Below are 26033 nucleotides of genomic sequence, written 5' to 3' on the forward strand. Positions count from 1 at the left end.
TTGCATGCAGCGCAGGTGATCAGGCAAGCGCAGGCTTGGTTGCCGGCATCTGCGTGCCGCCCAGGTAGCGATACACCGACAGGTCATCCGAGCGGATGGCGGGCGAGCGGCCGGACACCAGATCCGACAGCAGCTTGCCCGAGCCGCATGCCATGGTCCAACCCAACGTGCCGTGGCCAGTGTTGAGCCACAGGCCGCGCACGGGCGTCTGGCCAACGATGGGCGTGCCGTCTGGCGTCATCGGGCGCAGGCCGGTCCAGAACGAGGCGCGCGACACATCCCCGGCACCCGGGAACAGATCGTTGACCACGAACTCCAGTGTCTTGCGCTTGCCCGGGTCCAGGCGTTTGTCGTAGCCGACGATCTGCGCCATGCCGCCCACGCGGATGCGGTCGTCAAAGCGCGTCACGGCGACTTTGTAGGTCTCGTCCAGGATGGTGGATGCAGGGCTCTTCGCCGCGTCCGTCATCGGTACGGTGATCGAGAAACCCTTGAGCGGGTAGACCGGCACGTTCACCAGATTCTTCAGGAACGGCGTGCTGTAGCTGCCCAGCGCCACGACCACGAGATCGGCGTCGATCGGCTGGCCGTCGACCAGCGCGCCGCGTACGGCGTCGTTCTTGAAGATGAGGCTGTTGATCGTGCTGTTGAAACGGAAGCGCACGCCTAGCTTTTCCGCCATCGCGGCGAGGCGCGTGGTGAAGAGTTGGCAATCGCCCGTTTCGTCATTGGGCAGGCGCAAGCCACCGGCCAGCTTGTGGCGGGTCGAGGCCAGGCCTGGTTCACTGCGCACGAGGTCTTCGCGTGAAAGCAGTTCGTAGGGCACGCCGGCGCGCTCGAGCACGGCGATGTCGTTCGCGGCGCCGTCGAGCTGTTGCTGGGTGCGGAAGATTTGCAGCGTGCCTTGCTGGCGGCCTTCGTAGGCGATGCCGGTGTCGGCGCGCAGGTCGCGGATGCAGTCGCGGCTGTACTCGGCCAGGCGGACCATGCGCTCCTTGTTTTGCGCATAGCTGGCGGCGTCGCAGTTGCGCAGCATCTGCCACATCCACTTGAGTTGGAAGAGCGTGCCGTCGGGGCGGATGGAGAGCGGCGCGTGCTGCTGGAACATCCACTTGATGGCTTTGAGCGGCACGCCCGGGGCGGCCCACGGCGACGCGTAGCCCGGCGAGATCTGGCCAGCATTGGCAAAGCTCGTCTCCAGCGCAGGACCGGCTTCACGGTCGACGACGGTGACTTCATGGCCCGCGCGGGCCAGGTAATAGGCGCTGGTCACGCCAATCACGCCGCTGCCAAGAACGAGCACGCGCATGGTGATACTCCCCAGAGATGCATTTGCGATAGATGTCGCTATCGTATTCGTACAAGACCAGCAATTGTTTCTGTATATTTGTCGGAAACAGAAACAATTTCGATTTTGAGGTGTTTTCAATCATGCGAACCCAGCGCAAGCCCGTCCGGGCCCTCGATAAGCTCGATCGGCGCATCCTCGACCTGCTGCAAAAAGACGGAAGGCTGTCGATGAAAGAGCTGTCCGAGGCGGTCGGCCTGACCATCACGCCGTGCATCGAGCGTGTCAAACGGCTGGAGCGCGAGCATTTCATCTTGGGTTACTACGCGCGGCTCAACCCGGCCATGCTGGGTGCGTCGCTGCTGGTGTTTGTGGAGATCAGCCTGGGAAGCAAGTCCGGCAACATGTTCGAGCAGTTCCGGCGCGAGGTGCTGCGCATTCCCGAGGTGCTGGAGTGCCACCTTGTTTCGGGCGATTTTGATTACCTCATCAAGGCGCGCATTCGCGAGATGAGCGAATACCGCCGCTTGCTGGGCGACATCCTGCTGCAACTGCCCGGCGCAGTGCAGTCCAAGAGTTACATCGTGATGGAGGAGATCAAGGAGACGCTCGCTATCGATGTGACGGAAGGGGCCGCGTGACGTAGCGTTGTCACGGAAACGCCTTAGGCTGGCCGGCACCTTCATCACCGACACCGGAGCCCGCATGTCCGACCAGCCGATCTTCAAGCCGACCCGCCGCACGCTTATCAAGGGCCTCGTTTCCGCCAGTGGTACCGCACTGCTCGGCTCGCGTATTGGCGATGTGCTGGCCCAGGGCGTCGCGCCGGCCGCCGTGACGTCCGAGCGCCTGCGCCCCCAACTGCCCGGTGGTGTGATGAGTGGCGATATCACGGCCGACAGCGCCATCGTTTGGAGCCGCACCGACCGGCCTGCGCGCATGATCGTCGAATATTCCACGGACGCCGCCTTCAAGAGCGTCGCGCGTCGCGTTGGCCCAGCGGCCCTCGAAAGCGGCGGGCTCACAGCCCGCGTTGACCTGACGGGCCTGCCCGCTGGTGCTGACCTGTTCTACCGCGTCCGCTTCCAGGACCTCGTGCACGACAAAGTCTTCAGCGAGCCCGTCACCGGTCGTTTCCGCACGGCACCCGTGTCGGCCAATCGCCCGATCTGCTTCGTCTTCTCTGGCGATGAAGCTGGCCAGGGCTGGGGGATCAACGAGCGCTTTGGCGGATATCGGCTGTACGAAGCGATGCGTCGCGAATCGCCCGACTTCTTCATCCACTCCGGCGACCAGATCTACGCCGACGGCCCGATCCAGGCCGAGGTGAAGCTGCCCGACGGCTCGATGTGGACCAACCTTGTTACCGAGGCCAAGTCGCACGTTGCACAAACGCTCGACGATTACCGGGGTGCCTTCGCCTACAACCAGCTCGACAAAAACAAGCGGGCGTTCTCGGCTGAAGTGCCGTTCCTCGTGCAGTGGGACGACCACGAAGTGCGCAACAACTGGTATCCCGGCCAGCAGATCGGCCCGGAAGAGAAGCGCTACCAGGAGCGCAGCGCGTCGCTATTGGCCGCCCGCGCGAAGCAGGCGATGTTCGAGTACAACCCGTTCCGATTCAACCCGATCGACCCCGAGCAAATCTACCGCGCGTTCCAGTACGGGCCGCTGCTCGACGTTTTCATGCTGGACGAGCGCAGCTATCGCGGGCGCAACTCGCCGAACCGCCAGACCAAGCTGGATGCCGATTCGGCCTTCCTCGGCCCCGCACAGGCGGCGTGGCTCAAGCAATCGCTCAAGCAGTCGAAGGCGACTTGGAAGGTGATTGCCAGCGACATGCCGATCTCGCTGATCGTGCCCGATTTGAATCCGGACGTGCCCAAGGGCACCTACGAAGCCTGGGCCAATGCGGATGATGGCGCGCCGTTGGGCCGCGAACTGGAACTGGCGGAGATCCTGCGCTTCATCAAGCAGGAGGACATCCAAAACGTGGTGTGGGTGACGGCTGATGTGCACTACGCGCAGGCTACGTACTACCACCCGTCGCGTGCCAAGTTCACGGAGTTCAAGCCGTTCTGGGAATTCGTCGGTGGGCCGATCAACGCGGGCACGTTCGGGCCGAACGAAGTGGATCAGACCTTTGGGCCGGACCTGCGCTACATCAGCATTCCCAAGGACAATCCGCAGAACCAGTCGCCGGCAGCGCTGCAGCAGTATTACGGCCGCGCCAAGATCGACCCGGTCACGCGCACGATGCACGTGTCGCTCCACGACCTCGACGGCAAATCGCTCTGGGAAGTGAAACTCGATCCCGAGGCGTAGCCGGCGTCACCCACAGCGGGGCGGGGGCGGATGCGATAGGATCAGCAAGCCCCCGCATCCATTCTGTTCTGCTGTGTCCGATATGTCCGATCGCCACGTCCCTCGCAAGGGGCGCGGCGCCACTTCCAATCTGCAAGGCCGCTTCGAACGCGACGAACGCACGCGTGTCGACGACTGCTGGCAACCGCTCGTCGGGCATCTCGATCCGGATGACGCGCCGCCGCGCATCCAGACCTCTGTCTCCATCGAACGTGCGCGCTCGATCCTGAGCCATAACCAGTCGCCGGATATTCCGTTTGGGGTGTCGCTCAATCCGTATCGCGGGTGTGAGCATGGTTGTGTGTACTGCTTTGCGCGGCCCACGCATGCGTATCTGGAGTTGTCGCCGGGTCTCGATTTTGAGACCAAGCTGTTCGCCAAGACCAATGCCGCCGAGGTGCTGCGCGAGACGCTGGCCAAGCCCGGCTACCGTTGCGAGGCGATTGCGCTGGGCGTGAACACCGATGCGTATCAGCCGATCGAGCGCGAGTTGCGCATCACGCGCGACGTATTGCAGGTGCTGCACGATTGCGGCCACCCGGTCGGGCTCATCACCAAGTCGACATTGATTGAGCGCGACATCGATCTGCTCGCCCCGATGGCGACAAAGAACCTCGTCGTAGCCGCCGTCACGATCACCACGCTCGACGCCGATCTGGCGCGCAAGCTGGAGCCCCGCGCCGCCACGCCATCGCGCCGCCTGCGCACGATTCGCACGCTGGCCGAGGCGGGTATTCCGGTGGGAGTCAGCGTCGCGCCGATGATTCCGTTCATCACGGACGACCACATGGAGCAGATTCTGGAGGCTGCGCACGAGGCGGGCGCCACGTACGCGAGCTACATCGTGCTGCGCTTGCCGAATGAGCTAAACGGGGTGTTCCAGGATTGGCTGACGGCGCATTTTCCGGATCGGGCGCAACGCGTGATGAACCGTATTCGCGATCTGCACGGTGGGCAGGATTACAAGGCGGATTTCGCCACGCGCATGCGCGGCACCGGCATTTGGGCGGACTTATTGCGGCAGCGTTTCTACAAGACCGCCGACAGGCTCGGCTTCAGTTACCACCGCTACAACGAACTGGTGCTTGATACCTCGCAGTTCAAACCTCCGGCGCGCGCCGTCAAGCCGCGAAAGCCGGTCGATGAGCGCCAGGGCAGCTTGTTTTGACTACTGCGACAGTTCTTTCGCTGCCTGCACCTGCGTTTCGAAATACGTCTGGAAAGTGATGGCGAGACCGGCCATCAGCAGGCCTGTGCCGATCATCAGCGTGAGGATACTGAGCAGAACGACAGGCCAGCCCGAATGTGTGGGCGCGCCGTCGGCATTGAATTGCGCATCCCATTTTTCGTCGGGGCGCAGGCCGTAGACCAGCGCAGACAGATAGCCCGCCAGCACTGAAGATCCACCGATTATTGCGCAGACCCAGCCCGGGACGCTCGCACGCTGCGTCGACCACAGCAGCGCCACGCCAATCGCGCCGAGCGCCATGGCAAGCACTTGCGACCACGCCCAGAAATCGCGTCCGCCCTTGAGGTAGAAGCGATGCGCGCCCACGCTACCGAACAGGAAGGCGAGCAGCACGGTCAACAGCTTGGATTTTTTCTGGAGAGCGGTCGTAGGCATAGCGGGCGGTGGACACACGGCAAGAGACAGCGCCGCGCATTCTACGCCCAACATCAACCGCGGCGCAGCCAAAATGGCGGCGCCGGGAGCGCGTCCTAAAGACGCATCAGCAACTGGAAGAAGAGGCCGTCAGTTCGGCCGGATGCGCGCAACGCTGCGGAGCGCTTGCGGCAGGAGAGGCAGGATCACTAAATCGGAACCGGACGCAGCGACGGGACGCTCATCGAAACCGTCGCGTCTTGCTGTAGCTGGGGTGCTTGATGGCGCGAACCGACTTCACCGTAGAGCAGGTGAGCGAGCATCAGCATAAAGGCCGTGGTCCAGATCAGGCCGAGGATAAGCCGCACGTGGCGGTGGAGGGGAAATGACATTGGAGCACCTGTTGTCGTTGTGATTGGTGTGATGCCGCGTGCACGCCAAACGTGTGCACGTGACATCCAATCCGACTCAGGTGCCCCAGGCAAGTTCCGGGATGCGAAATGCGGCCGCGTATGTGCCTCAGCCTCGGCGCGAGCCGCGCCAGTTACCTTGGTCGCCGTTGCCGCGCTCCTGGCGCATGCGTTCTTGCTGTTGCTGCCAGTCGCCGCGGCCGCCGCCATCCCGAGGTTGAACCCGGCCATTGAGGCGATCATCGGCACGGGCGCGTGCTTCCATGCGCTCCATTTGCGCGCGGATGCGGGCGGCCTGCTCACTGCGCGTGTCGGCAAAAAATTGCGCCACCAACGGACGCTCCTGCGGTGTCGTCTGTGCCGTTTGCGTCCAGACGGGCAGGGCGGATTTTGCAAAGGCGACGGCGGCTTGACGCGCCGATGCGTTGGCAGCCACAGCGCCCGCAGAGGCGACGATCAGAACGCCTGCCGCCAAAGGGCGAAGCAATGCGCGAATCGGCATGGCTATCTCCTGTCGGGCAAGGATTCGAAAGCGCCACGCGCCGCGTGCTTCTGATGTGTGCAACAGAGATCGGCTGCGCGTGTTCATGCTTGTCAATGTAAGGCTTCACTCAGCAGGCATCCACTGTCCGAACGTTACCCGTGTAACGAGATGTTTCGTGCACGCTTTGCCATGGCGAGGGGCGACGCCGAGGTCATTTCCCGGTGTAGCGGATGCGATACACAGCGCCGGCCAAGTCGTCGGACACCAGCAGGCTGCCGTCGGGTGCCACGAGCACATCGGCTGGGCGTCCCCACGCCTGTTCGCCTTGCAGCCAGCCGTGCGCGAACGGTTCCTGCTTCGTCACATTGCCAGCAGCGTCGAGTGCGACGCGCATGACGCGGTAGCCCACCTTTGACGAGCGGTTCCACGAGCCATGCTCGGCAACGAAGATGTTGTTCCGGTACTCCGCCGGAAAGCTGCCCCCCGGATAGAACCGTATGCCTAACGCCGCCACGTGCGCCCCGAGCTTGGCGGCGGGCGGCACGTAGTTGCTGCACGGGTGTCCGGCGCCGAATTCCGGGTCGGGAATGTTGCCCGCGTGGCAGAACGGGTAGCCGAAGTGCGGATTGGGTTGAGTGATGCGGTTCAGCTCGTCGTCGGGCACGTCGTCACCCATCAGGTCACGGCCGTTGTCGGTGAACCACAATTCGTGCGTGGTCGGGTGCCAGTCGAAGCCGACCGTGTTGCGAATGCCGCGCGCCACCAGTTCCAGGCCGCTGCCGTCGGCGTTCATGCGCATGATGTTGGCATACCGGTTTTCATCGGGGCGGCAGATATTGCAGGGTGCGCCAACAGGCACATACAGTTTTCCGTCTGGCCCGAATGCGATGAATTTCCAACCGTGATGCGTTTCCGTCGGCAGCTTGTCATTGATGACCACGGGCTCGGGCGGATTGCCGAGTCGTTTGTCGATGCCATCGAGCCGCACCACACGCGAAACCGCAGACACATACAGGTTGCCGTCACGCCATGCGACGCCAACAGGGAGTTGCAGCCCAGACGCCACCACATGGATGGGCGCATTCGGCGTCTGCAATGACATCGCGTAGACTTTGCCGACGCGGCTCCCGACATAAAGAATGCCGGCTGGAGAAAGCGCCATTTCACGTGCGGCCGGCATCGCGTCGGTCAGCACTTCGACACGGAAACCGGGCGGTACGTGGAGTGTCTCGATGGAGAGCTGGGCGAGTGCTGCAGCCACTCCACCAAGCCAAGCTGCGACCACAATGGCGGCCTTTACGTACCGTCCTTGCCGCGCGTGCCGCCCGGCATCTCCATTCGCTACGCCTAAGTGTTTGTTTGGTCGGAGAAATTGCGCTATACTTGCGTGTTTCTCTGTACGCATACCCAGTTTTTCAAGGAATAGATCCATGGTCGTGATCCGTCTGGCCCGCGGTGGCTCCAAGAAGCGCCCGTTCTTCAATATCGTTGCGACCGACTCGCGTAACCGCCGTGATGGCCGTTTCATCGAGCGCGTCGGTTTCTACAACCCGCTCGCCGGTGAAGGCGAAGAAGGTCTGCGCATCGTGCAAGACCGCCTGACCTATTGGGAAGGCGTGGGCGCACAACTGTCGCCGACGGTTGCCCGTCTGGTGAAGCAAAACGGCAAGAAAGCCGCTGCCTAAGTTTTAGCATGCGTCGATCGACGGTGCCGTCTGAGCACTTCCTGCTGTGACGCGCGCCGCATCGACACGGCCCGGTCCTGTGGCTGCTGCAACGCAGGCAACCTCGCAAAAGGTTGCCGAACGGCTGCAAGCCATGCGCCCGGGCGCGGGCACCAACCCGACGCTCCCCGACGATCTCGTCGAGGTGGGTTATGTCGGTGGAGCCTACGGTATTCGCGGTTGGATCAAGGTCCAGTTGCACGGCGATGCCGATGCGCTGCTGAATGCTCGCACCTGGTGGCTCAAGCCGGCTGCTGGCGCACTGGCAACGTCGGCAGACTGGCGGGTGTTTCCCGTTGGCACGTCGCGTGAGCATAGCGGCACGGTGGTGGCGGGTTCGCCTGCCGCGCCCGATCGCAATGTCGCCGAGGCGCTGCGCGGCTATGCCGTGTGGGTCAGCCGGGCTGATTTTCCCGAGCCGGACGATGACGAGTTCTACTGGGTCGATCTGATCGGCGCCACGGTCGTTAACGAGCAACAGGAAACGCTTGGCACGGTGGGCGGCCTGATCGACAACGGTGCGCATCAAGTCCTGCGTATCGTCGGTGAGGGCGAGGTTGAGCGGCTCGTGCCGTTTGTCGAGGTTTACGTGAAGTCGGTGGATGTCGCAGGCAAGCGCATCGTCGTCGACTGGGGTCTGGATTACTGAACATGCGGCCGGAGAATTCGGCGATGCAGTTCGACGTCGTCTCGCTGTTTCCGGACATGTTCCGGGCGCTCACTGACTGGGGGATCACCAGCCGTGCAGCCAAGCAGCAGGTGTACACGTTGCGCACCTGGAACCCGCGCGATTTCACGACGGACAACTACCGCACCGTGGACGATCGCCCTTACGGCGGTGGTCCAGGCATGGTGATGTTGGCCAAGCCGCTGGAAGCCGCGCTGGACGCGATTCATGAAGCGCAAGCGCCGGCGGCTTCGCATGTGGTGTTGCTGTCGCCGCAAGGCAAGCCGCTTACGCACAAGCGGGTGATGGAACTGGCGCAACTGCCGGCCCTCACGTTGCTGTGTGGCCGTTACGAAGCGATCGATCAACGTCTGGTCGACCGTCGCGTAGATGAAGAAATCAGCCTTGGCGATTTCGTCCTCTCCGGCGGAGAGCTGGCAGCGATGGCGATCATCGACGCTGTGGTCCGGCAGTTGCCCGGCGTGCTGGGCGATGCACAGTCGGCGGTGCAAGACAGTTTCGTCAACGGTTTGCTCGATTGCCCGCACTACACGCGGCCGGAAGAGTACGAAGGTGTGCGTGTGCCCGATGTGCTGCTGGGTGGCCACCATGCCGAGATCGAGAAGTGGCGCCGCCAGCAGGCGCTGTTGAATACGATGCGCAAGCGGCCCGATCTGATCGAGGCGGCGCGCAAGCAGGGTTTGTTGTCCCGCAGCGATGAGGTCTTCCTCGCTGCCGCGGCGATAACGGCAAAGGGGTCAGAGGCTTCCACACCGGAAGGCTCGGCCAAGTGAAGTTCCCATCCTCTACCGGGGCCGCGGTCTATCGACTGGGCAAAACGCCGGCATGATGGTCTAGGAGAAAAAGATGAATCTCATCGAGCAAATCGAGCAGGAAGAAATCAAGCGCCTGACGGCCAACAAGACGATCCCCCCGTTCGCCCCTGGCGACACCGTGATCGTCAACGTGAACGTCGTTGAAGGCACCCGCAAGCGTGTGCAGGCGTATGAAGGCGTCGTGATTGCCAAGCGCAATCGTGGCCTGAATTCGTCGTTCATCGTTCGCAAGATCTCTTCGGGCGAAGGCGTGGAGCGTACGTTCCAGCTGTACTCGCCGCTGCTGGCTAGCATCGAAGTGAAGCGTCGCGGTGATGTGCGCCGTGCGAAGCTGTACTACCTGCGCCAACGCTCGGGCAAGTCGGCACGCATCAAGGAGAAGCTGACCTTCAAGCGCAAGGAAGCCGTAGCGGAGTAATCTGCGCGCGTTGCGAAAAGGCACCTTCGGGTGCCTTTTTTCTCTTTTGCGGCGGAAGATTGACCACATATGTATTTTTAGCCCATCACTATTCATTCCGATCCGATGCGCCGTCCCTTGTTCGATCCTGAGCAGTTGCCGGTGGTGCCGACCGAGGCATCGTTGCCGGCGCTCGAGGTCGCGCGGTTGACCGCCGAGTTCGTACGCGCACGGCTGCAGATGCCGCCCGACTGGCAGCCGGAGCAGACGGATGAATCCCGCCTGATCGATGCTTCGCTCAAGTTGCGCGAGGCGGCGGTGTTGGTGCCGCTGGTGCAGCGCGAGGTGGGTCTGACGGTGCTGCTGACGCAACGCAATGCGTCGCTTAGTCAACATGCCGGCCAGGTCAGCTTTCCGGGCGGCGGGCGGGAAGATTTCGACCTCGACATGGTCGACACGGCGCTGCGCGAGACGATGGAAGAGGTCGGCATCAGTGCGAATCACATTGAGGTGATCGGTCGCCTTCCTGACTACATCACCGGGACGGGTTTCCACGTGAGTCCGATTGTCGGACTGCTGGCGCCCGATTTCACGCTTCAACCCGACCCCAGCGAAGTGGCCGAGGTGTTTGAAGTGCCGCTGGCCTTCTTGATGGACCCAGCCAACCACGAAGTGCGCGAGCTGCGTTGGGAAGACCGTGTGCGTCGTTTCTACGCGATGCCGTATCGGCGATCTGACCAAGCGCCAGACGCTGGTTATCACTTCATCTGGGGCGCGACGGCGGGCATGCTGCGCAACCTGTATCACCTGCTGGCAGCGTAGCGTTGGTGCGAATATGAGCCCCAAGGTGCGCTGTTGCGCGCACGCTGTGTGCTATCGTCTTGCACATCGCCTCCACGGCGTGATCCACGCCTTCGCAACGCCCTTCCAATGACTTTTTTCTCCGTACTCTGCGCGCTGATTCTTGAACAGTTCCGTGCGCTCAGCCGGGACAACCCGATCTACGACGTCGTACGCGCACTGGCCGCGCGGGCAGAAGAATGGTTCGACACGGGCCATCGTCGCGATGCCGTGCTCGCTTGGTGCGTGGTTACGCTGCCGGCCGTGGTAGTCGTGGCGCTGGTGCACTACCTCCTGTCGTCGATCAGCCTTGGGCTGGCGTTCCTGTGGAACGTGCTGATGGTCTACCTGACGCTTGGCTTCCGCCAGTTCAGCCACTACTTCACCGATATCCACGAGGCGCTGCGCAGCGATGACGTTGTCACTGCGCGCCTGCTGCTCAACGAATGGTCGGGGCAGGACACGACCGACATGCCTGTCAACGAGATCGTCCGCCACACGCTCGAATGCGCGATCGTGGCGGCGCATCGTCACGTGTTTGGCGTGTTCTTCTGGTTCCTGGTGCCGATCGGGCCGGCGGGCGTTGTGCTGTACCGCGGCGCTGAATACCTCGCTCGCCACTGGAGCGACACGTCGACGGAGCGCAGCCCCGCGCTGGGCCTATTCGCCCGTCAGGCATTTTTCGTCATCGACTACATCCCCGCGCGCCTGACTGCGATTGGCTTCTCCATCGTGGGTAACTTTGAAGATGCCGTGTACGCGTGGCGCAACCGCGCTGCCAAGTGGAACGACGAAGTGAATGGCATCCTGCTGGCGGCCGGGGGCGGCGCACTCGGCGTGCGTCTGGGCACGCCCATTGCGCAACGCGATTCGGTCGACAGCATTGCCGACGAAGACGGCGCCTATCCGATGGAAGTGGGGCAGGAGCCGAATGTCCGCACGCTGCAGTCAGCTGTGGGGCTGGTGTGGCGCGCGGTGGTGCTGTGGATGCTGCTGCTGGCGATGCTGTCGATTGCCGTGTGGCTGGGCTGATGCGGCACGACGCCTAGCCGCTGAACGATCAATCAGGCCGCATCCTCGCGGTCTTTGCCGCAGCGCCAGCACTGGGCGAACTGCGGCTCGTGACTCTCTCCGCAATGCACGCAACGCCATGCCGGCCCGGTGGGCGGATGCTGCGCTTGATCGAGCAGCGCTTGAGCCTGCGCTTCCTGCGAGGGGTTCACGAGCCAGACTTGCGCTGCGCAGTCCTGCGGCGGAACATCACCCGCTACGCTGCTCAGGTAAATGTTGCGCAGCTCGGTGCGGATGCCGGCTGCAGACAGCACGTTCTGCCAGTGTGCCGCCATGCCGAGCGATGAACTGCTGATCAGCAACTTCATCTCAGCCCCCCCGAACGTGTTACGAAGCCGCTACCAAGGCTTCTGTTGCTCCGATTCGTGCAGCAGTTGCGCATAAAGCTGGTGCCGCCGTGGATCGATCTTGCCTTCGGCCATCGCACCCAGAATGCCACAGCCAGGTTCTTGCAGGTGCCGGCAGTTATAAAAGCGGCACTCGGTCAGGCGGGGGCGGAATTCGGGAAAGGCCCGCTCCAACATGCCTTCGCTCAGGTGATGCAGGCCGAATTCCTGGAAGCCCGGCGAGTCGATCAGCACGCCGCCCTGGCCCCATTCAGCGGGTAGGTGATAGAGCCGCGTGAACGTCGTCGTATGCTTGCCGGAATCCAGTTTTTCGGAGATCTCGCGCGTTTGCGCGTCCACGCCCGGAATCAGCAGGTTCAGCAGCGATGATTTGCCCATGCCCGATTGTCCGATCAGGATCGAAGCGCGCGCAGCCACGTGCGGTTCGAGCGCGGCGTGCGCGGCGTCCGGCGCGCCATGGACGGTCAATTCCACGATCGTGTAACCCAGCTCTCGGTAGAGGGCCAGGCGTGAGCGAGCCGTCTCCAACCGCGCGGTCAGGTCGATCTTGTTGAGCAGGATCAGTGGGGTGAGGCCGAGGGATTCTGCCGCGACAAGCGCGCGGCCAAGCAGATCTTCCGAAAAGCTCGGCTCGGTGCCGAGCATGATGATGATCTGATCCAGGTTCGCTGCCAGCACCTTCGATTTGAACTGGTCGGAGCGGTGGAGCAGGTTGCGGCGCTCGTCAACGCGTACGACGACGCCCTGGTCGACGGCGGTGGCTTCATAGACCACCCGATCGCCGACAGCGCATTCGCTGCGCTTGCCGCGCGGGAAGCATTGCAGGAAGCCGCCGCCCTCGCGTTCTACCAAGTAATGGCGCCCGTGCGCGGCGATGACAAGCCCGTGTTCGCCGGTGGCTGCCTGCTTATGGGCGCGGCCCGGTTTGCCGCGCGTCATGCCGTGCGAGCCTGCACAAGGCGCTCCACGCGCTGCGATGCAGTCGGGTGCGAATAGTAGAACGTTGAGTAGACCGGGTCCGGGGTGAGCGTCGATGCGTTGTCCTGGAACAGCTTGACCAGCGCCGAGACAAGTTGATTGGCGTCGGCGTGCTCGGCGGCGAAGGCATCCGCTTCGTATTCGTCCTTGCGCGACGACAGGCTCGCCAGCGGCGAGACGAAGAACGTGAACACTGGCAGCACCAGGAAAAACAGCATCAGCGCCAGCGCGTGGTTGTCGGAGAACAGGTTGGGTGCGACGCCAAGACCCAGGTAGAACCATGTGCGCGTCATAAGCCAGCCGAGCAGCGCCAGCGCACCGAGGCTCAGCACGAACGTCACGGCGATGCGCTTGGTGATGTGGTGGCGCTTGAAATGGCCTAGCTCGTGCGCGAGCACGGCTTCCATTTCGGACGGGTTCAAGCGGGCAAGCAGCGTGTCGAAGAAGACGATGCGCTTGGTTGCTCCAAAGCCGCTGAAGTAGGCATTGCCGTGGGCGCTGCGGCGGCTGCCGTCCATCACGAACAAGCCCTTGCTGGCGAAGCCGCAGCGCCGGAGGAGGCTCTCGATGCGCGAGCGCATTTCCTCGTCCTGCAGCGGGGTGAACTTGTTGTAGAGCGGCGCGATGACGTTCGGGTAGATCGCCTGAACAAACAGCATGAACGCCATCCATACGATCCAGGTGTAAAGCCACCAGTACGCGCCCATTTTGTCCATCAGCCAGAGCACCGCCAGCAGCAGCGGCAGACCCAGCACGGTGCCGATGGCCAAGCCCTTGAGGTTGTCGGCCAGCCACAGCTTGAACGTCATCCGGTTGAAGCCGAATCGTTCTTCGACGACGAACTGCCCGTACAGCGAAAACGGCAGCTCGATCACGCTGCTGATCGCGATGACTGATGCGATCAGCGCCACGCCATACGCATAACCGGGCCCAAACACGCCCAGCCATGCCTGGTTGACCCAGTTCAGTCCGCCGAGCAGCGTCAGCGCGATCAGCAGGGCGGCCTGAACCGGCACTTCCAGCATCGCCAGACGGGTGCGGGCGATGGTGTAGTCCGCGGCCTTGCGGTGCATGTCCAGCGTGATCGACTCGGCGAACTGCGCAGGCACGGCATCACGGTGACGCGCCACGTGACGGACTTGCCGCGCGGCCAGCCATAGGCGCGCGGCGGACATCAGTACAAGGGCGATCAGGAATACAGCGGTAAAGGCGGGCATGTGGGGAAACACCTATCAGATATGCGAAAATTATAGCCTTCAGTCATTTTCTCAAGGCCCTTGAGTGAGCACCCCAGTGAGTACCCCCGTTTCGTCCGTTGCATCCTCCTCGCCCGCCAACCGCGTTGCCGCCAAGAGCGATAACAACCTCGTTTGGCTCGACATGGAGATGACCGGCCTGAGCCCCGAAAACGACCGCATCATCGAAGTGGCCGTGGTGGTGACGGATTCGGAGTTGAACATCCTCGCTGAAGGCCCCGTGTTGGTGATTCATCAGTCCGACGAGCTGCTCGACGGCATGGACGCCTGGAACAAGGGCACGCACGGGCGTTCGGGCCTGATCGACAAGGTCAAGGCATCCACCACGACCGAAGCGGAAGCGGAAGCGGAACTGCTGGCCTTCCTCAAGAAGTGGGTACCGAAGAGCAAGTCCCCGATGTGCGGCAACTCTATTTGCCAGGACCGCCGTTTCATGGCGCGCTACATGCCCAAGCTTGAGGAGTACTTCCATTACCGCAACCTGGACGTCTCCACGCTCAAGGAACTCTGCAAGCGCTGGCAGCCGGCCATTGCCAAGGGCTTTACGAAGCACCAGCGGCACACGGCGTTCGCAGACATCATTGAGTCGATCGAAGAGCTGCGCTATTACCGCGAGCACTTCATCCGCGACGTGCCGCAAACGCCGGACGCTGAAGCGCTGGCGTCTTCGGTGGCCCCGTAAGCGTTAAGCCTGCAGGGGTTTTGCGCGCACAGCGTGCTTGGGCCGCCAGGCCTTCACCACGCTGTCGTGCGTCTCGACATACGGGCCGCCGATCAGGTCGATGCAGTACGGCACGGCCGCAAAGATGCCCGGCACCGTGGCGCGGCCTTCCACATCCTTCAAGCCTTCCAGCGTTTCCTTGATGGCGCGAGGCTGGCCGGGCAGGTTGATGATCAGCGTGGCGCGCGACGGCGTTTCGCGGATCACCGCCACCTGACGCGACAGAATCGCCGTCGGAACGAAGTGCAGGCTGATCTGGCGCATCTGCTCGCCGAAACCTGGCATTTCCTTGGTGGCGACGGCCAGCGTGGCTTCGGGCGTCACATCGCGACGCGTCGGGCCGGTGCCGCCCGTGGTGAGCACCAAATCGCAGCCGGCATGGTCGACGAGGTCGATCAGCGTTTCGGCAATCGCCGCTTGATCGTCCGGAATCAGCCGCTCCACCCCTTGCCATGGCGATGAGAGCGCGGTGCCAAACCAGTCCCGCAGAGCGGGAATCCCTTCATCCTGATACGTGCCGGCCGAGGCGCGGTCCGAAATCGACACGAAGCCAACGATCAGTTCGTCGGCGTGGTGACGGGTGATCGGCGCGGAGGGGGCGGGGGCTGTCATGCTTCGTCGTCTTCGGCTTCGGGTTGATCGGCGTCGTCTTCGTCGCGGTCATTGGCCGACAGGGCCTGCTTGACCATTTGGAACAGCTCGCGCGACGACTTGGGCGGCTTGGCCAACTGTGCTTCCTTGCGCGCATTGCGCACCAGCGTACGCAGCGCCTGCACGTCGGAATCCGGGTGCGCTGCAATGAACTCGGTAACGGAGTCGTCGCTGGCGATCAGGCGGTCGCGCCAACGCTCGATGGCGTGCAGACGCGCGGTTTCCGCCTTGGAAGCGCCAACGAAGGTGGCCAGAACGCGGCGGATGGCTTCGACTTCCTCGTCGGTCAGGGCGCGCATCAGCTTGCCGATGTACTGCATCTGGCGGCGCTTGCCTTCATGGGCGGTGGTGCGTTTGGCTTCGCGCAGGGCGTCGAGCAGCTTTTCGGGCAGCGGCACCTTGGCGAGTTTGTCCTTGGGCAGCGCTTCCAGGGCGGTGCCCAGGTCTTGCAAGGCATTCACCTCGCGCTTGCGCTGCGATTTGCTCTTGGGCGTATCCGGATCGTCCTCGTCACCGATGTCGGTGCGCACGACGGGTTGGAGATACGTGGGGTTGTGTCGGGATGCTCGGCTCATGGCGCGCATTGTATCTTGCTATGATGGGCGCTTTCGCCAGTTCTTGCCCGCTTTTGGCAAAATCCCGGCACCCGTTTCTCCCCTCCATTGCCTATGTCTCAAACGCCCGATTCCAAGACCGCCCCTGTGTTTGCCTACCGCCGCGAGCAGCTCGAGGAGATGGCCACCGATGTGCTCCGCATTGCACGCGAACTCGGCGCCTCCGATGCCGCAACGGAAATCTCCGAAGGCCAAGGCCTGTCGGTCACGGTGCGCAAGGGCGAGATCGAGACCATCGAGCAGAACCGCGACAAGATTGTTGGTGTGACGGTCATGCTCGGCAAGAAGCGTGGCAACGCCAGCACGTCAGACTTTTCGCCGGCGGCACTGCGGTCCACCGTCGAGGCTGCCTACAACATTGCGCGCTTCACCGCCGATGATGATTGCGCCGGTTTGGCAGAAGAAGAACTGCTGGAGAAGCACCCGCAAGACCTGCAGCTCTATCACCCGTGGATGATCGATGCGGAAGCCGCCGTGGAGATCGCACGCGCTGCTGAAGCCGCTGCCTTTGCCGTAAGCCCGAAGATCCGCAACAGCGACGGCTCGAGCATCTCGGCGCAGCATTCGCACTTTGTGTTGGCCACGTCGCGCGGTTTCATGGCGGGCTACCCGTATTCGCGTCACTTCATTTCGGCCGCGCCGATCGCCGGTTCGGGCGCGCATATGCAGCGCGACGATTGGTATTCATCCAAGCGCTCGCCGGACGATCTGGCCGCACCGGAAGCGATCGGCAAGTACGCGGCGGAACGTGCGCTGGCGCGTTTGTCCGCGCGCCGGCTGACAACGCGCAAGTGCCCGGTGTTGTTCGAGGCGCCGCTGGCGGCGGGTTTGCTGGGGGCGTTTGTGCAGGCGGTGTCGGGCGGCGCGTTGTATCGCAAGTCGACGTTCCTGCTCGATACGCTGGGCAAGGAAGTTTTCGCGCCGCATGTGCAGATCACGGAAGACCCGCACGTCCTCAACGGCATGGGTAGCGCGCCTTTCGACGAGGAGGGCGTACGCACGCAGCGCCGCGATGTGGTGAAGAACGGCGTGGTGGAGGGCTACTTTCTGTCGACGTATTCCGCGCGCAAGCTCGGCATGCAAACCACGGGCAATGCCGGCGGCTCGCACAACCTGACGTTGTTCTCCGACAAGACCACGCCTGAGGATGACTTTGCCGGCATGCTGCGCCGTATGGGTACGGGCCTGTTGGTCACCGAGCTGATGGGCCAGGGCGTGAACTACGTGACGGGTGATTACTCGCGCGGCGCGTCAGGCTACTGGGTTGAAAACGGCGTGATTCAGTATCCGGTGGAAGAAATCACGATTGCCGGCAACCTGGGTGAGATGTTCCGCCAGATCGTCGCCATCGGTGCCGATGCGCTCGTGCGTGGTACGAAGGAAACTGGCTCGATCTTGATCGAACAGATGACAATTGCCGGCGAATAAATCGTCACTGCCGAAATAAAAAACGCGCTCGAAACTGAGCGCGTTTTTTTATGGCCTGCTGGGATTATTGCTCGTCAGATGGCGGGCGTTCGTACGTAACAAACGCATAGTCGAAATCGTTGGGTGCTGCCGCGTGGTGCGTCTCGCGTGCGACTTCGTGCCAGAGCTTGGGGTCGGGCGCGGGAAAGTGCGCGTCGCCTTCGAAATCGGCGTCGATTTCCGTGACGATCAGGCGGTCTGCGCTCGGGAGGGCATCCGCGTACAGCTGTGCGCCGCCGATCAGAAAGATCTGCTCGGCGCCGACGCACAGGCGCTGCGCATCTTCCATCGAAAATGCGATCTCGCAGCCCGGCAGTTCGAGCTTGGCATTGCGCGTGACGACAATGTTGCGTCGGCCCGGCAGCGGGCGGCCGATTGAATCGTACGTCTTGCGGCCCATCACGATGGGCGCGCCCATCGTGGTGCGCTTGAAGTGCGCGAGATCTTCGGGAAGCCGCCAGGGCAGCGTGTTGTTGCGGCCAATCACGCCGTTACGGGCGCGGGCGACGATGAGCGTCAGGATGGTCATACGGTTACACGGCCACCGGTGCTTTGATCGCAGCGTGGCTCTGATAGCCGACGATCTCAAAGTCTTCGTACTGGTAGTCGAAGATGCTCTCGGGCTTGCGTTTGATGTGCAGTTTCGGCAACGGCAGCGGTTCGCGCGCGAGCTGCGTCTCGACTTGTTCGAAGTGGTTGTTATAGAGGTGGCAATCGCCACCGGTCCAGACGAAATCGCCCACATCGAGGCCAGTCTGCTGCGCAACCATATGCACGAGCAGCGCGTAGCTGGCAATGTTGAACGGCACGCCAAGGAAGATATCGGCGCTGCGCTGGTAGAGCTGGCACGACAGCTTGCCGTCGGCCACATAGAACTGAAAGAACGCGTGGCAGGGCGGCAGCTTCATGCGCGGAATCTCGGCCACGTTCCAGGCGGACACGATCAGCCGACGCGAATCGGGGTTGCGCTTGATCTGCGCGATCAGCTCGGCAATCTGGTCAATGTGTTCGCCATTGGGCGTCGGCCACGAGCGCCACTGGGAGCCGTAGACGGGGCCCAGTTCGCCGTCGGCGTCGGCCCACTCGTCCCAGATCGTCACGCCGTTGTCTTGCAGCCACCGCACGTTGGTCGAGCCCTGGAGGAACCACAGCAGTTCATAGACGATGGACTTGATGTGGACCTTCTTGGTGGTCACCAGCGGAAAGCCGTCTTGCAGGTTGAAGCGCATCTGGTGGCCGAACACGGATCGCGTGCCGGTGCCGGTGCGGTCGGCTTTGTCGGTGCCATGTTCGTAGACATGGCGCATCAGGTCGAGATAAGGCTTCATGCGAGCGCGGGCGAAGAGGCGGGCGTCTGAAATCGGGTGAGCCGCATTGTAACGTGAGCGGCGCGACGTCGACTGTACCGGGAGTGTCCGGAAACTGGCCCGGTCGAATGGACGGCACAGCTGGACTGACAAAGCGCAGAACTGTCGATGTTGTCAGATGCGCGGGGCTGGCAAGATGGCGCCATCGCTTCAAACTGTCTGCCGGAGAAACACCATGCTGCCCATTGCTACCTCCGCGTCGCTGGACCGTGCCGCCGAATTGCGCCATCTTCGCGCAGCCGCCAACGTGGTCCATGCGGCGATTGCGCCGACCCCGCAGTACTGCTGGCCGTTGCTCTCGGAAGCGATGGGGGCGGCGGTGTGGGTTAAGCATGAAAACCACACCGAAGTGGGTACGTTCAAGGTGCGGGGCGGGCTGACTTATCTGCATGCCTTGCGCCAACGTGAGCCAAAGGTGCGCGGTGTGATTGCGGCGACGCGCGGTAATCACGGTCAGTCGATTGCGTTGGCGGCGCGCGGGAACGGTATGGCCGTCACCATCGTCGTGCCGTACGGCAATAGCGTAGAGAAGAATGCCGCCATGCGCGCGCTCGGCGCAGAGCTCATTGAAGCGGGCGACGATTTCCAGGCAAGCCGCGAGTTCGCCGATCAATTGGCCGGTGAACGTGGCTTGCACTTTGTGCCCTCGTATCACGACGATCTGGTGGTCGGGGTGGCGAGCTACTGGCTGGAGTTTCTTGAGGCCACGCCGTTGGATGTGGTCTACGTGCCGATCGGCATGGGTTCCGGGATTTGCGCGGCAGTGCGGGCCCGCGACGCGTTGGGGCTTTCGACGCGCATCGTTGGCGTCGTGTCAGCACATGCCCGATGCTACGAGCAGTCGTTCACCAGCGGTACCGTGGTGTCGGCGCCGGTGTCCACGCTGCTGGCCGACGGGCTTGCATGCCGCACACCGGATGCGAACGCGCTGGAGGTGATCCGCGCCGGTGTCGACGAGATCATTGCGGTGACGGATGACGAAGTGGCGGAGGCCATTCGCCTGTACTTTTCCACCACGCACAACATCGCTGAAGGCGCCGCCGCCGCGGCCCTTGCGGGGGCATGGCAGCAGCGGGAGCGGATTGCGGGCCTGCGCGTCGGTCTGCCGCTGACCGGCGGCAACATTGATCGCGCCAAGCTGGCACGCGTGCTTGCCGGTCAGCCGATCCTGGCTTAGGCGGGTTGTTGGCGGCGACGTTGGACCAACCAACCGCCGCCCAGTACGACCACGAACACCACCACATACACTGCCCACTTAAGCAGCGGCTGTGCAGCAAAGAACGCCTTGAGAACCGGTTCGGCCACGATCATGTGCGCGGCCGTATAAGCCAGCACAGCAGCGCCGCCGTAGATGATGACCGGAAAGCGTTCGATCAGGCGCAGTACCACGCCGCTACCCCACACCACGACCGGCACGCTGATCAGCAGGCCCAATACCACCAGCAGGAAGCTGCCGTGCGATGCGCCGGCAATGGCGAGCACGTTGTCGATGCCCATCACTGCGTCGGCGATGATGATGGTCTTCATTGCGCCTATCAGCGTGGTGCTGCCTGCGCCGTGTTCATCGCCGCCTTGGCCGTCGTCAGCCAGAAGCTTCCACGCGATCCACACCAGCGCCAGACCGCCCACCAGCATCAGGCCCGGAATCTTCAGCAGCCATACCACCGCCAGCGTCATTAGCGCACGCACAATGATGGCGCCCGCGGCGCCCCACATGATGGCCTTCTTCTGTAGCGCGGGCGGCAGGTTGCGCGCGGCCAGCGCGATGAGGATGGCGTTATCTCCCGCAAGCACGAGGTCGATCACGATGATCGACGCCAGCGCGGCGGCAAACTGCATGGTGAAGATGTCAGACAACCATTCCATGGTGGCTCCAAGTCAAACAACAATAAAAATCGATTGACCGAACTGCATGGAGTGCTGGGGCGAGACGCTTTGCAGACCATGAAATCCGGTTGCAAAGGTCTTGCTCGACACGAACAGGTTGGGAACCTGCTGGTGCCGGCACGACCGGAAGCGTGGGCTTCGTCATGACGATCGTGCCTGGGGTTGAAGAACCCCCGAGCTACTCCCCTTTGAGGAAGCCGCATTATATCGCAGCGAGCGGATTGTGCGCTGCAAAAACGCAACGTCGGCCTAGCAGCACGGTGTGCGTGATTTTTTCAGCGGTGCGGGTGATTTTTACGATTAGCGCGATGCCGCGTTGTGACAGCCTCCGGCGAAAGAACGGTGGCGCTGTCACAAAGCGGCGTCTACGCTGCAATTTCATCCGCGCGCCACAAGCGTGCGGTGATGGCATAAGCGCGATGGCACATTTCTCGCTGTCAATGGCCCTCATGACCATGCAGCACCGTGCCGTTCCACCCACAACGGGAGACACCATGCAGGCCACCAAGCCGTCCGCCGATACCTATGCCCGCCGCGCGCTGGCTCGTCTGATCCAGCCCCAGCCCACGGTCGACGCCATTGGCGCGGGCCTGACTTTCTACCAGCTCTTTACGGAAGATGATGCTGCGCTGCGTGCCGAAGCGGAGGCTGGCCTGCTTTCACCCGCGGCCAATATCAGTCCGAAGTTCTTCTACGATGCCCTCGGCTCGCGTCTGTTCGAAGCGATTACCGACTTGCCCGAGTACTACCCGACGCGCACCGAAGCCGCCATCTTCAGCCTGCACGCGGCCGAGATCGCGATGCGCGTGGGTCGCGGCGCCACGTTGATCGACCTGGGGGCCGGCAATTGCGAGAAGGCCGCACGCCTGTTCCGCACGCTCGCGCCGTCGCGTTATGTGGCGATCGACATCTCGGCGGATTTTCTACGCGATACGCTGCGTGGACTTGCGCGTCAGCATCCCCAATTGCCGATGGTCGGCATCGGCGCCGATCTATGTGCACCGCTGGTGTTGCCCGATGCCGTGGGCGATGGTCGCCGCGTGTGGTTCTATCCCGGTTCGAGCCTGGGCAACTTCACGCCGGAAGAGGCGGGCGCATTTCTCTCGCGCCTGCGCGAAGCTTCGGCCTCCGGCGACAGCGTGCTGATCGGTATCGACCTCATCAAAGACGCCCAACGCCTCGAGGCCGCTTACGACGATCCGCTCGGCGTGACGGCAGCGTTCAACCTGAACGTGCTGCGCAACCTGAATCGCCTCCTGGGCGCAAATTTCGACGTGCGGGACTGGCGCCATGTCGCGCTGTACCGCCCTGAAGCCCACCGCGTTGAGATGCACCTGGAAGCTCGTCGCGATGTAACGGTGCAATGGGGCAAGCGCGCCCGCGCCTTCGCCGCTGGCGACCGCATGCACACCGAGAACTCCGTCAAATACGACTTGGCGAGCCTCCAAGTGATGTTTGCCGATGCCGGGTTCGAGGATCTGCATGCCTGGACTGACACCGGCGGTGACTTTGCCGTCTGCCATGCGAGCGTAGGCCCTTAGGCGCGAACGCGGCGCCTGCAGGCCAGTGCGATAATGGATCGATTCCCGCCCGAGGTTTGCCGCGATGGCTGAATTCTTCATGCTCCCCGATCCGACCTTCATCGGATCGCTTCCCGACTGGACCGACGGCCGCCGCCTGCCTCGCCAAGGCATCGCGCATAGCCTGGTCGATGCGCGCAATCGCACGCTGGCGTTGTTGTCGGCGTTTGGCGATACGCAGCGCGGCTGGCAGATTGAACGCGTGGAACATCACGCCCCGCCGCTCTGGACCCTGGGCCAGTTGGCCTGGTTTGCCGAGTTCTGGTGCCTGCGCGAGCCGCGTCGCAACGGCAGCGACACCATCGAAGACGGCGCCGGCACCGAGTGGGATCTGGCGCTTTGGCAGGCCACGCTGCCCGCCGCGCTTGACGGTGCCGACACGTTCTTCGACATGGATCGCATGCCGCCAGAGGCGTGCTGGGACCTGACGCTGCCCGGCATTGCCGCGATCAAGCAGTACGCGCATGACGTGCTCGACCGCGTGCTGCGTAAGCTGGCCACGCTCGGCACCGATGACGATGCGTCGCTGGAGCCGTTCCGCTGGGCGGTATTCCACGAAGACCTGCGCGCCGAACATCTGCACGGTCTGCTGCAGGTACTGGGCCTGCAACCCGCTGGACAGCCACCGCTGGCCGCCGTGGCCGTGCCGGCTGCCCAGACATTGGCGTTGTCCGGCGGCCGTTTCCAGATGGGCTGGCCCGATGCCGATGGCTTCTTCTTCGACAACGAGTGTCCGCCGTACCGCACGTATGTGCCCGCGTTCGAGATCGATGCGCAGCCGGTCACGAATGGCCAATATCTGGAGTTCATCGAAGACCGTGGTTACGATCATCCGCAGTGGTGGTCGCCGGCCGGCATGGAGTGGCTGATGATGCAGGAGCGTTCGGCGCCGCTGGGTTGGCAGCGCGATCCCGCCACGCGTACCTGGCAGGCACTGCGCTACGGTCAAGCGCGTACGATCAACCGGGATGAAGCCGTGCGCCATGTAAGCCTGTACGAAGCCCAGGCGTGGTGCCGCTGGGCTGGCCGTCGCTTACCGACCGAAGACGAATGGGAGATGGCTGCGGTGCAGGGCAGGGCCGGCTTTCATTGGGGGCAGGTGTGGGAGTGGACGTCGTCGCCGTTCGAGCCGTATCCGGATTTTGTGCCGGGCATGCCGCGAGGCCGTGTGGCGAGCCTCTCGGCGCCGCACTTCATGACGATGCAGGCGGTGCGGGGCGCCGCGGCACATACGCCGCAACGCACCCGTCACCCGCGTTTCCGGGGCTTCCTGTTGCCGGAGCGCGATGACGTCTTTGTCGGCTTCCGAACCTGCGCGCTGTAATGGAAGCCTTTTGGGGCAGGACCGGCAAGTCGAGCCGCGATTGACCGGCGTTGCCCAAGAAGCAAAAAACCCCACGCTGTTAAACGTGGGGTTTTTTGTTGGCTGTCTGCTAGGGCCATCCGGAAAAGATGACCCCTCATCGATCAACGATCGAAGTCGCGCGAACGGCCCTTGCTGCCGTAGCTGTCGCGGTTGCCATAGCTGCGACGCTGCGCGCCGTTGCCACCGTCGCCGAAGCGGCTGGCGCCGTTGTTGTCGCCGAAGCGACGCGGGGCGCCTTCCCGGTTGCCATCGCGATTGCCATAGCCGCCACCGTTGCTGGTGCCCGCGCCGTTGCCGTAGCTACGGTTGCCGTCTTGCGTGCCTTGCGTGCGCGCGGGGCGTTGTTGCCAGTCGCCACGGTTTTGCTGGCCTTGGCCATAGGACGGACGCGGGGCGCGGTCGTCGCGGTTCCATTCGCGTTGGGCCCCTTGGTAGCCGCCGCTGTTGCTGTTGCTGTTTCCGTTTCCGTTGCCGTTGCGATCATCGCGGCGCGGAGCAAAGCCGTCGCGGTCGCCGCCGAAGCTGCGTTGGAAGCGGCCTTCGTTGTTGCCGCTATTGCCACCGTTGCCGCCTTGGCGTGCGCCGTAGCCTTCACGCTGGCCGCGATAACCGCCGCCATTACCACCGTTTCCGCGGTAGCCGCCACGGTCGCCGCCGGCGCGCGGGCCACCAGTGCGGGGCTTGGCCGAGCGCTTCGGCTCCAGGCCCTCAACAACCGATGCGTCGATGCGTCGATCAACGAAGCGCTCGATACGGCGCCATTGGAACGTGTCGTTGTGGTTCACCAGGTTAATGGCGATCCCGCTGCGGCCGGCACGGCCCGTACGGCCGATGCGGTGCACGTAGTCTTCAGCTTGCTTGGGCAGGTCGAAGTTGACCACGTGCGTGATGTCCGGCACGTCAATGCCGCGAGCTGCCACGTCGGTGGCCACCAGCACGCGCAACTGACCGCGGCGCAGTGCCGTCAGCGTACGGTTACGCGCGCCCTGGTGCATGTCGCCATGCAAGGCGCCGGCGGAGAAACCGTGCTCGGTCAGGCGCTCGGCCAGCGAGTCAGCATCACGCTTGGTCGCCGTGAAGACGATGGCTTGCTTGAGCGACGCGTCGCGCAGCAGGTGATCCAGCAGTTGCTGCTTGTGCGACATGTCGTCGGTGAAGTGCAGGCGCTCTTCGATGTTGCTTTGGTCGATCTTCGTGGCGGCGATTTCGATACGCTGCGGCTCGCGCATCATGCGCTCGGCCAGTTGCTCGATGCGGCGATCCATCGTTGCCGAGAACATCAGCATTTGGCGCGTGGCCGGCGTGGCGCCGACGATGGCTTCGATGTCATCCGAGAAGCCCATGTCCAGCATGCGGTCGGCTTCGTCAAAGACGAGCATGTCGAGCGCCGACAGATCGATGCGGCCTGAGTCGATGTGGTCGAGCAGGCGGCCAGGCGTGGCGATGATGATGTCCGGCATGCGTGCCAGCATGTCCAGCTGCTTCGGGTAGGGCATGCCGCCCAGGATGCTCGCGCAGACGATGCGGCGCAGATGGCGACCGTATTGTGCGGTGGCGGTAGTCACTTGCAGGGCCAGTTCGCGCGTGGGCGTGAGCACCAGCAGCGACGGCTTGGCCGGTGCCGGGCGGGGGCGGCGGCCCTTCATGCGTTGCGGCGGGCCGTCCATGCGCGGACGCTGCGGCTCAGGCTGCTCGCTGATGCGCTGGATGGCCGGCAGGATGAAGGCGGCGGTCTTGCCCGAGCCGGTTTGGCTCGTGACCAGCAGGTCGCGGCCCGACAGGCAGGCCGGAATGGCTTGCGCTTGAACCGGCGTCGGGGTGATGTAGTTCACTTCGCCCAGCGCGCGGACGATGCGTTCGTCCAAGCCCAGTGCAGCAAACGCGCTAGCACGGGTCGCGGCTTCGGCGATGAGGTTTTCGGTATTGGTGTTGCTGGTTTCAGCGTGCGCAATAGCGCCGCTGCCGTCTTGAGGCTGCGTCATGTCGAATAGGTAGTAAGGCTGCCGCGCCGCTACATCAACGGATGCAGACGACGGAAATGGGATACGGCGACCGGTTAATCACGGGCGTCGGCGCCAATCGGATAAGGCCGGTTCGACAGACGGGCTGCAGAAC

The 26033-nt window shown here is 63.3% G+C and carries 28 protein-coding genes; 14 read left to right on the forward strand and 14 right to left on the reverse strand.

Annotation, left to right across the window (positions count from 1 at the left end; translation table 11 throughout):
* Window positions 1-19: 19 nt before the first annotated feature.
* Window positions 20-1309, reverse strand: a complete 1290-nt coding sequence (locus NKG59_RS10565) for a D-amino acid dehydrogenase (protein ID WP_045204494.1) — start codon at window positions 1307-1309, stop codon at window positions 20-22.
* A 122-nt stretch (window positions 1310-1431) separates the two neighbouring features.
* Between NKG59_RS10565 and NKG59_RS10570 the strand changes: the two genes are divergently transcribed.
* The 3 genes from NKG59_RS10570 (at window position 1432) to NKG59_RS10580 (ending at window position 4820) form a co-directional block, all read left to right on the forward strand.
* Window positions 1432-1929: an Lrp/AsnC ligand binding domain-containing protein gene (locus NKG59_RS10570; RefSeq protein WP_253536673.1), complete on the forward strand. Its 498-nt coding sequence runs from the start codon at window positions 1432-1434 to the stop codon at window positions 1927-1929.
* 64 nt (window positions 1930-1993) lie between these two features.
* A complete protein-coding gene (locus tag NKG59_RS10575; RefSeq protein ID WP_253536674.1) occupies window positions 1994-3613 on the forward strand; it encodes an alkaline phosphatase D family protein in 1620 nt (539 codons plus the stop codon).
* A gap of 82 nt (window positions 3614-3695) precedes the next feature.
* Complete coding sequence (locus NKG59_RS10580; RefSeq protein WP_253536675.1) at window positions 3696-4820, forward strand: PA0069 family radical SAM protein; 1125 nt, start codon at window positions 3696-3698, stop codon at window positions 4818-4820.
* On the opposite strand, the gene NKG59_RS10585 is transcribed toward NKG59_RS10580, so the two are convergent.
* The 4 genes from NKG59_RS10585 to NKG59_RS10600 all read right to left on the reverse strand — a co-directional run bounded on the left by NKG59_RS10585 (window position 4821) and on the right by NKG59_RS10600 (window position 7434).
* Entirely contained in the window at window positions 4821-5276 is a 456-nt protein-coding gene (locus NKG59_RS10585) for an NINE protein (RefSeq protein ID WP_045204491.1), read from the reverse strand.
* A 188-nt stretch (window positions 5277-5464) separates the two neighbouring features.
* Window positions 5465-5647, reverse strand: coding sequence for a hypothetical protein (locus NKG59_RS10590; RefSeq protein ID WP_045204490.1), 183 nt, complete (start codon window positions 5645-5647; stop codon window positions 5465-5467).
* Window positions 5648-5774: 127 nt separating this feature from the next.
* Window positions 5775-6167 carry a hypothetical protein gene (locus NKG59_RS10595; protein WP_253536676.1) on the reverse strand — a complete coding sequence of 131 codons (393 nt, stop codon included), beginning with the start codon at window positions 6165-6167 and terminating at the stop codon, window positions 5775-5777.
* 193 nt (window positions 6168-6360) lie between these two features.
* Window positions 6361-7434 carry a PQQ-dependent sugar dehydrogenase gene (locus tag NKG59_RS10600; protein ID WP_253536677.1) on the reverse strand — a complete coding sequence of 358 codons (1074 nt, stop codon included), beginning with the start codon at window positions 7432-7434 and terminating at the stop codon, window positions 6361-6363.
* Between the two features lie 145 nt (window positions 7435-7579).
* Here NKG59_RS10600 and rpsP point away from each other — a divergent pair, with 145 nt between their 5' ends.
* From rpsP to NKG59_RS10630, 6 genes are all read left to right on the forward strand, one after another.
* Entirely contained in the window at window positions 7580-7834 is a 255-nt protein-coding gene (gene rpsP, locus NKG59_RS10605) for a 30S ribosomal protein S16 (RefSeq protein ID WP_024976244.1), read from the forward strand.
* 133 nt (window positions 7835-7967) lie between these two features.
* On the forward strand, window positions 7968-8522 hold the full coding sequence (gene rimM / locus NKG59_RS10610) for a ribosome maturation factor RimM (protein WP_253537479.1): 555 nt from the start codon (window positions 7968-7970) through the stop codon (window positions 8520-8522).
* A gap of 23 nt (window positions 8523-8545) precedes the next feature.
* Entirely contained in the window at window positions 8546-9334 is a 789-nt protein-coding gene (gene trmD / locus NKG59_RS10615; protein WP_253536678.1) for a tRNA (guanosine(37)-N1)-methyltransferase TrmD, read from the forward strand.
* Between the two features lie 73 nt (window positions 9335-9407).
* The gene (gene rplS, locus NKG59_RS10620) at window positions 9408-9794 is read left to right on the forward strand and encodes a 50S ribosomal protein L19 (RefSeq protein WP_253536679.1); all 387 of its coding nucleotides are present in this window, start codon (window positions 9408-9410) and stop codon (window positions 9792-9794) included.
* Window positions 9795-9899: 105 nt separating this feature from the next.
* Window positions 9900-10595, forward strand: coding sequence for a CoA pyrophosphatase (locus tag NKG59_RS10625; RefSeq protein WP_045204484.1), 696 nt, complete (start codon window positions 9900-9902; stop codon window positions 10593-10595).
* Window positions 10596-10703: 108 nt separating this feature from the next.
* A complete protein-coding gene (locus NKG59_RS10630; protein WP_045204483.1) occupies window positions 10704-11645 on the forward strand; it encodes a CobD/CbiB family protein in 942 nt (313 codons plus the stop codon).
* A gap of 32 nt (window positions 11646-11677) precedes the next feature.
* Here NKG59_RS10630 and NKG59_RS10635 read toward each other — a convergent pair whose 3' ends face one another.
* The 3 genes from NKG59_RS10635 to NKG59_RS10645 are packed head-to-tail and all read right to left on the reverse strand — an operon-like array spanning window position 11678 to window position 14226.
* On the reverse strand, window positions 11678-11992 hold the full coding sequence (locus tag NKG59_RS10635) for a hypothetical protein (protein ID WP_045204482.1): 315 nt from the start codon (window positions 11990-11992) through the stop codon (window positions 11678-11680).
* Between the two features lie 30 nt (window positions 11993-12022).
* The gene (gene rsgA / locus NKG59_RS10640; RefSeq protein ID WP_045204481.1) at window positions 12023-12970 is read right to left on the reverse strand and encodes a ribosome small subunit-dependent GTPase A; all 948 of its coding nucleotides are present in this window, start codon (window positions 12968-12970) and stop codon (window positions 12023-12025) included.
* A complete protein-coding gene (locus NKG59_RS10645) occupies window positions 12967-14226 on the reverse strand; it encodes a M48 family metallopeptidase (protein ID WP_253536680.1) in 1260 nt (419 codons plus the stop codon). The genes rsgA and NKG59_RS10645 overlap by 4 nt, the downstream gene beginning before the upstream one ends.
* Before the next feature lie 76 nt (window positions 14227-14302).
* On the opposite strand from NKG59_RS10645, the gene orn reads away from it, so the two are divergent.
* Window positions 14303-14947 (forward strand): oligoribonuclease, encoded by a 645-nt coding sequence (orn, locus tag NKG59_RS10650; protein ID WP_394373621.1) that lies wholly within the window; start codon window positions 14303-14305, stop codon window positions 14945-14947.
* A gap of 3 nt (window positions 14948-14950) precedes the next feature.
* Here the strand turns inward: orn and mog are convergent, their stop codons facing one another.
* Together mog and yjgA are read right to left on the reverse strand one after the other, a co-directional pair.
* Window positions 14951-15598, reverse strand: coding sequence for a molybdopterin adenylyltransferase (mog, locus tag NKG59_RS10655; RefSeq protein WP_253536682.1), 648 nt, complete (start codon window positions 15596-15598; stop codon window positions 14951-14953).
* The gene (yjgA, locus tag NKG59_RS10660) at window positions 15595-16212 is read right to left on the reverse strand and encodes a ribosome biogenesis factor YjgA (protein WP_301288126.1); all 618 of its coding nucleotides are present in this window, start codon (window positions 16210-16212) and stop codon (window positions 15595-15597) included. The genes mog and yjgA overlap by 4 nt, the downstream gene beginning before the upstream one ends.
* 93 nt (window positions 16213-16305) lie before the next feature.
* On the opposite strand from yjgA, the gene pmbA reads away from it, so the two are divergent.
* Entirely contained in the window at window positions 16306-17679 is a 1374-nt protein-coding gene (pmbA, locus tag NKG59_RS10665; RefSeq protein WP_045204476.1) for a metalloprotease PmbA, read from the forward strand.
* A 64-nt stretch (window positions 17680-17743) separates the two neighbouring features.
* On the opposite strand, the gene NKG59_RS10670 is transcribed toward pmbA, so the two are convergent.
* Window positions 17744-18247: a dihydrofolate reductase gene (locus tag NKG59_RS10670; protein WP_045204475.1), complete on the reverse strand. Its 504-nt coding sequence runs from the start codon at window positions 18245-18247 to the stop codon at window positions 17744-17746.
* 4 nt (window positions 18248-18251) lie between these two features.
* The gene (locus NKG59_RS10675) at window positions 18252-19046 is read right to left on the reverse strand and encodes a thymidylate synthase (RefSeq protein WP_045204474.1); all 795 of its coding nucleotides are present in this window, start codon (window positions 19044-19046) and stop codon (window positions 18252-18254) included.
* A gap of 214 nt (window positions 19047-19260) precedes the next feature.
* Here NKG59_RS10675 and NKG59_RS10680 point away from each other — a divergent pair, with 214 nt between their 5' ends.
* Window positions 19261-20262, forward strand: a complete 1002-nt coding sequence (locus tag NKG59_RS10680; RefSeq protein ID WP_253536683.1) for a threonine dehydratase — start codon at window positions 19261-19263, stop codon at window positions 20260-20262.
* On the opposite strand, the gene NKG59_RS10685 is transcribed toward NKG59_RS10680, so the two are convergent.
* A complete protein-coding gene (locus NKG59_RS10685; protein WP_253536684.1) occupies window positions 20259-20951 on the reverse strand; it encodes a TerC family protein in 693 nt (230 codons plus the stop codon). The genes NKG59_RS10680 and NKG59_RS10685 overlap by 4 nt on opposite strands.
* Window positions 20952-21466: 515 nt before the next feature.
* Here NKG59_RS10685 and egtD point away from each other — a divergent pair.
* Both egtD and NKG59_RS10695 read left to right on the forward strand, forming a co-directional pair.
* A complete protein-coding gene (gene egtD / locus NKG59_RS10690) occupies window positions 21467-22513 on the forward strand; it encodes an L-histidine N(alpha)-methyltransferase (protein WP_253536685.1) in 1047 nt (348 codons plus the stop codon).
* Between the two features lie 64 nt (window positions 22514-22577).
* Window positions 22578-23876 (forward strand): ergothioneine biosynthesis protein EgtB, encoded by a 1299-nt coding sequence (locus NKG59_RS10695; protein ID WP_253536686.1) that lies wholly within the window; start codon window positions 22578-22580, stop codon window positions 23874-23876.
* Window positions 23877-24019: 143 nt separating this feature from the next.
* Here NKG59_RS10695 and NKG59_RS10700 read toward each other — a convergent pair whose 3' ends face one another.
* Window positions 24020-25900: a DEAD/DEAH box helicase gene (locus NKG59_RS10700; RefSeq protein WP_253536687.1), complete on the reverse strand. Its 1881-nt coding sequence runs from the start codon at window positions 25898-25900 to the stop codon at window positions 24020-24022.
* Window positions 25901-26033: the final 133 nt, after the last annotated feature.

Origin of the sequence: Ralstonia chuxiongensis (genome assembly GCF_024158925.1) — a bacterium.
Classification (GTDB): domain Bacteria; phylum Pseudomonadota; class Gammaproteobacteria; order Burkholderiales; family Burkholderiaceae; genus Ralstonia; species Ralstonia chuxiongensis.

Coding starts and splice junctions, on each gene's coding strand:
- NKG59_RS10565 (WP_045204494.1), bottom strand. CDS start 1,309: ATGCGCGTGCTCGTTCTTGGCAGCGGCGTGATTGGCGTGACCAGCGCC.
- NKG59_RS10570 (WP_253536673.1), top strand. CDS start 1,432: ATGCGAACCCAGCGCAAGCCCGTCCGGGCCCTCGATAAGCTCGATCGG.
- NKG59_RS10575 (WP_253536674.1), top strand. CDS start 1,994: ATGTCCGACCAGCCGATCTTCAAGCCGACCCGCCGCACGCTTATCAAG.
- NKG59_RS10580 (WP_253536675.1), top strand. CDS start 3,696: ATGTCCGATCGCCACGTCCCTCGCAAGGGGCGCGGCGCCACTTCCAAT.
- NKG59_RS10585 (WP_045204491.1), bottom strand. CDS start 5,276: ATGCCTACGACCGCTCTCCAGAAAAAATCCAAGCTGTTGACCGTGCTG.
- NKG59_RS10590 (WP_045204490.1), bottom strand. CDS start 5,647: ATGTCATTTCCCCTCCACCGCCACGTGCGGCTTATCCTCGGCCTGATC.
- NKG59_RS10595 (WP_253536676.1), bottom strand. CDS start 6,167: ATGCCGATTCGCGCATTGCTTCGCCCTTTGGCGGCAGGCGTTCTGATC.
- rpsP (WP_024976244.1), top strand. CDS start 7,580: ATGGTCGTGATCCGTCTGGCCCGCGGTGGCTCCAAGAAGCGCCCGTTC.
- rimM (WP_253537479.1), top strand. CDS start 7,968: ATGCGCCCGGGCGCGGGCACCAACCCGACGCTCCCCGACGATCTCGTC.
- trmD (WP_253536678.1), top strand. CDS start 8,546: ATGCAGTTCGACGTCGTCTCGCTGTTTCCGGACATGTTCCGGGCGCTC.
- rplS (WP_253536679.1), top strand. CDS start 9,408: ATGAATCTCATCGAGCAAATCGAGCAGGAAGAAATCAAGCGCCTGACG.
- NKG59_RS10625 (WP_045204484.1), top strand. CDS start 9,900: ATGCGCCGTCCCTTGTTCGATCCTGAGCAGTTGCCGGTGGTGCCGACC.
- NKG59_RS10630 (WP_045204483.1), top strand. CDS start 10,704: ATGACTTTTTTCTCCGTACTCTGCGCGCTGATTCTTGAACAGTTCCGT.
- NKG59_RS10635 (WP_045204482.1), bottom strand. CDS start 11,992: ATGAAGTTGCTGATCAGCAGTTCATCGCTCGGCATGGCGGCACACTGG.
- rsgA (WP_045204481.1), bottom strand. CDS start 12,970: ATGACGCGCGGCAAACCGGGCCGCGCCCATAAGCAGGCAGCCACCGGC.
- NKG59_RS10645 (WP_253536680.1), bottom strand. CDS start 14,226: ATGCCCGCCTTTACCGCTGTATTCCTGATCGCCCTTGTACTGATGTCC.
- mog (WP_253536682.1), bottom strand. CDS start 15,598: ATGACAGCCCCCGCCCCCTCCGCGCCGATCACCCGTCACCACGCCGAC.
- yjgA (WP_301288126.1), bottom strand. CDS start 16,212: ATGAGCCGAGCATCCCGACACAACCCCACGTATCTCCAACCCGTCGTG.
- pmbA (WP_045204476.1), top strand. CDS start 16,306: ATGTCTCAAACGCCCGATTCCAAGACCGCCCCTGTGTTTGCCTACCGC.
- NKG59_RS10670 (WP_045204475.1), bottom strand. CDS start 18,247: ATGACCATCCTGACGCTCATCGTCGCCCGCGCCCGTAACGGCGTGATT.
- NKG59_RS10675 (WP_045204474.1), bottom strand. CDS start 19,046: ATGAAGCCTTATCTCGACCTGATGCGCCATGTCTACGAACATGGCACC.
- NKG59_RS10680 (WP_253536683.1), top strand. CDS start 19,261: ATGCTGCCCATTGCTACCTCCGCGTCGCTGGACCGTGCCGCCGAATTG.
- NKG59_RS10685 (WP_253536684.1), bottom strand. CDS start 20,951: ATGGAATGGTTGTCTGACATCTTCACCATGCAGTTTGCCGCCGCGCTG.
- egtD (WP_253536685.1), top strand. CDS start 21,467: ATGCAGGCCACCAAGCCGTCCGCCGATACCTATGCCCGCCGCGCGCTG.
- NKG59_RS10695 (WP_253536686.1), top strand. CDS start 22,578: ATGGCTGAATTCTTCATGCTCCCCGATCCGACCTTCATCGGATCGCTT.
- NKG59_RS10700 (WP_253536687.1), bottom strand. CDS start 25,900: ATGACGCAGCCTCAAGACGGCAGCGGCGCTATTGCGCACGCTGAAACC.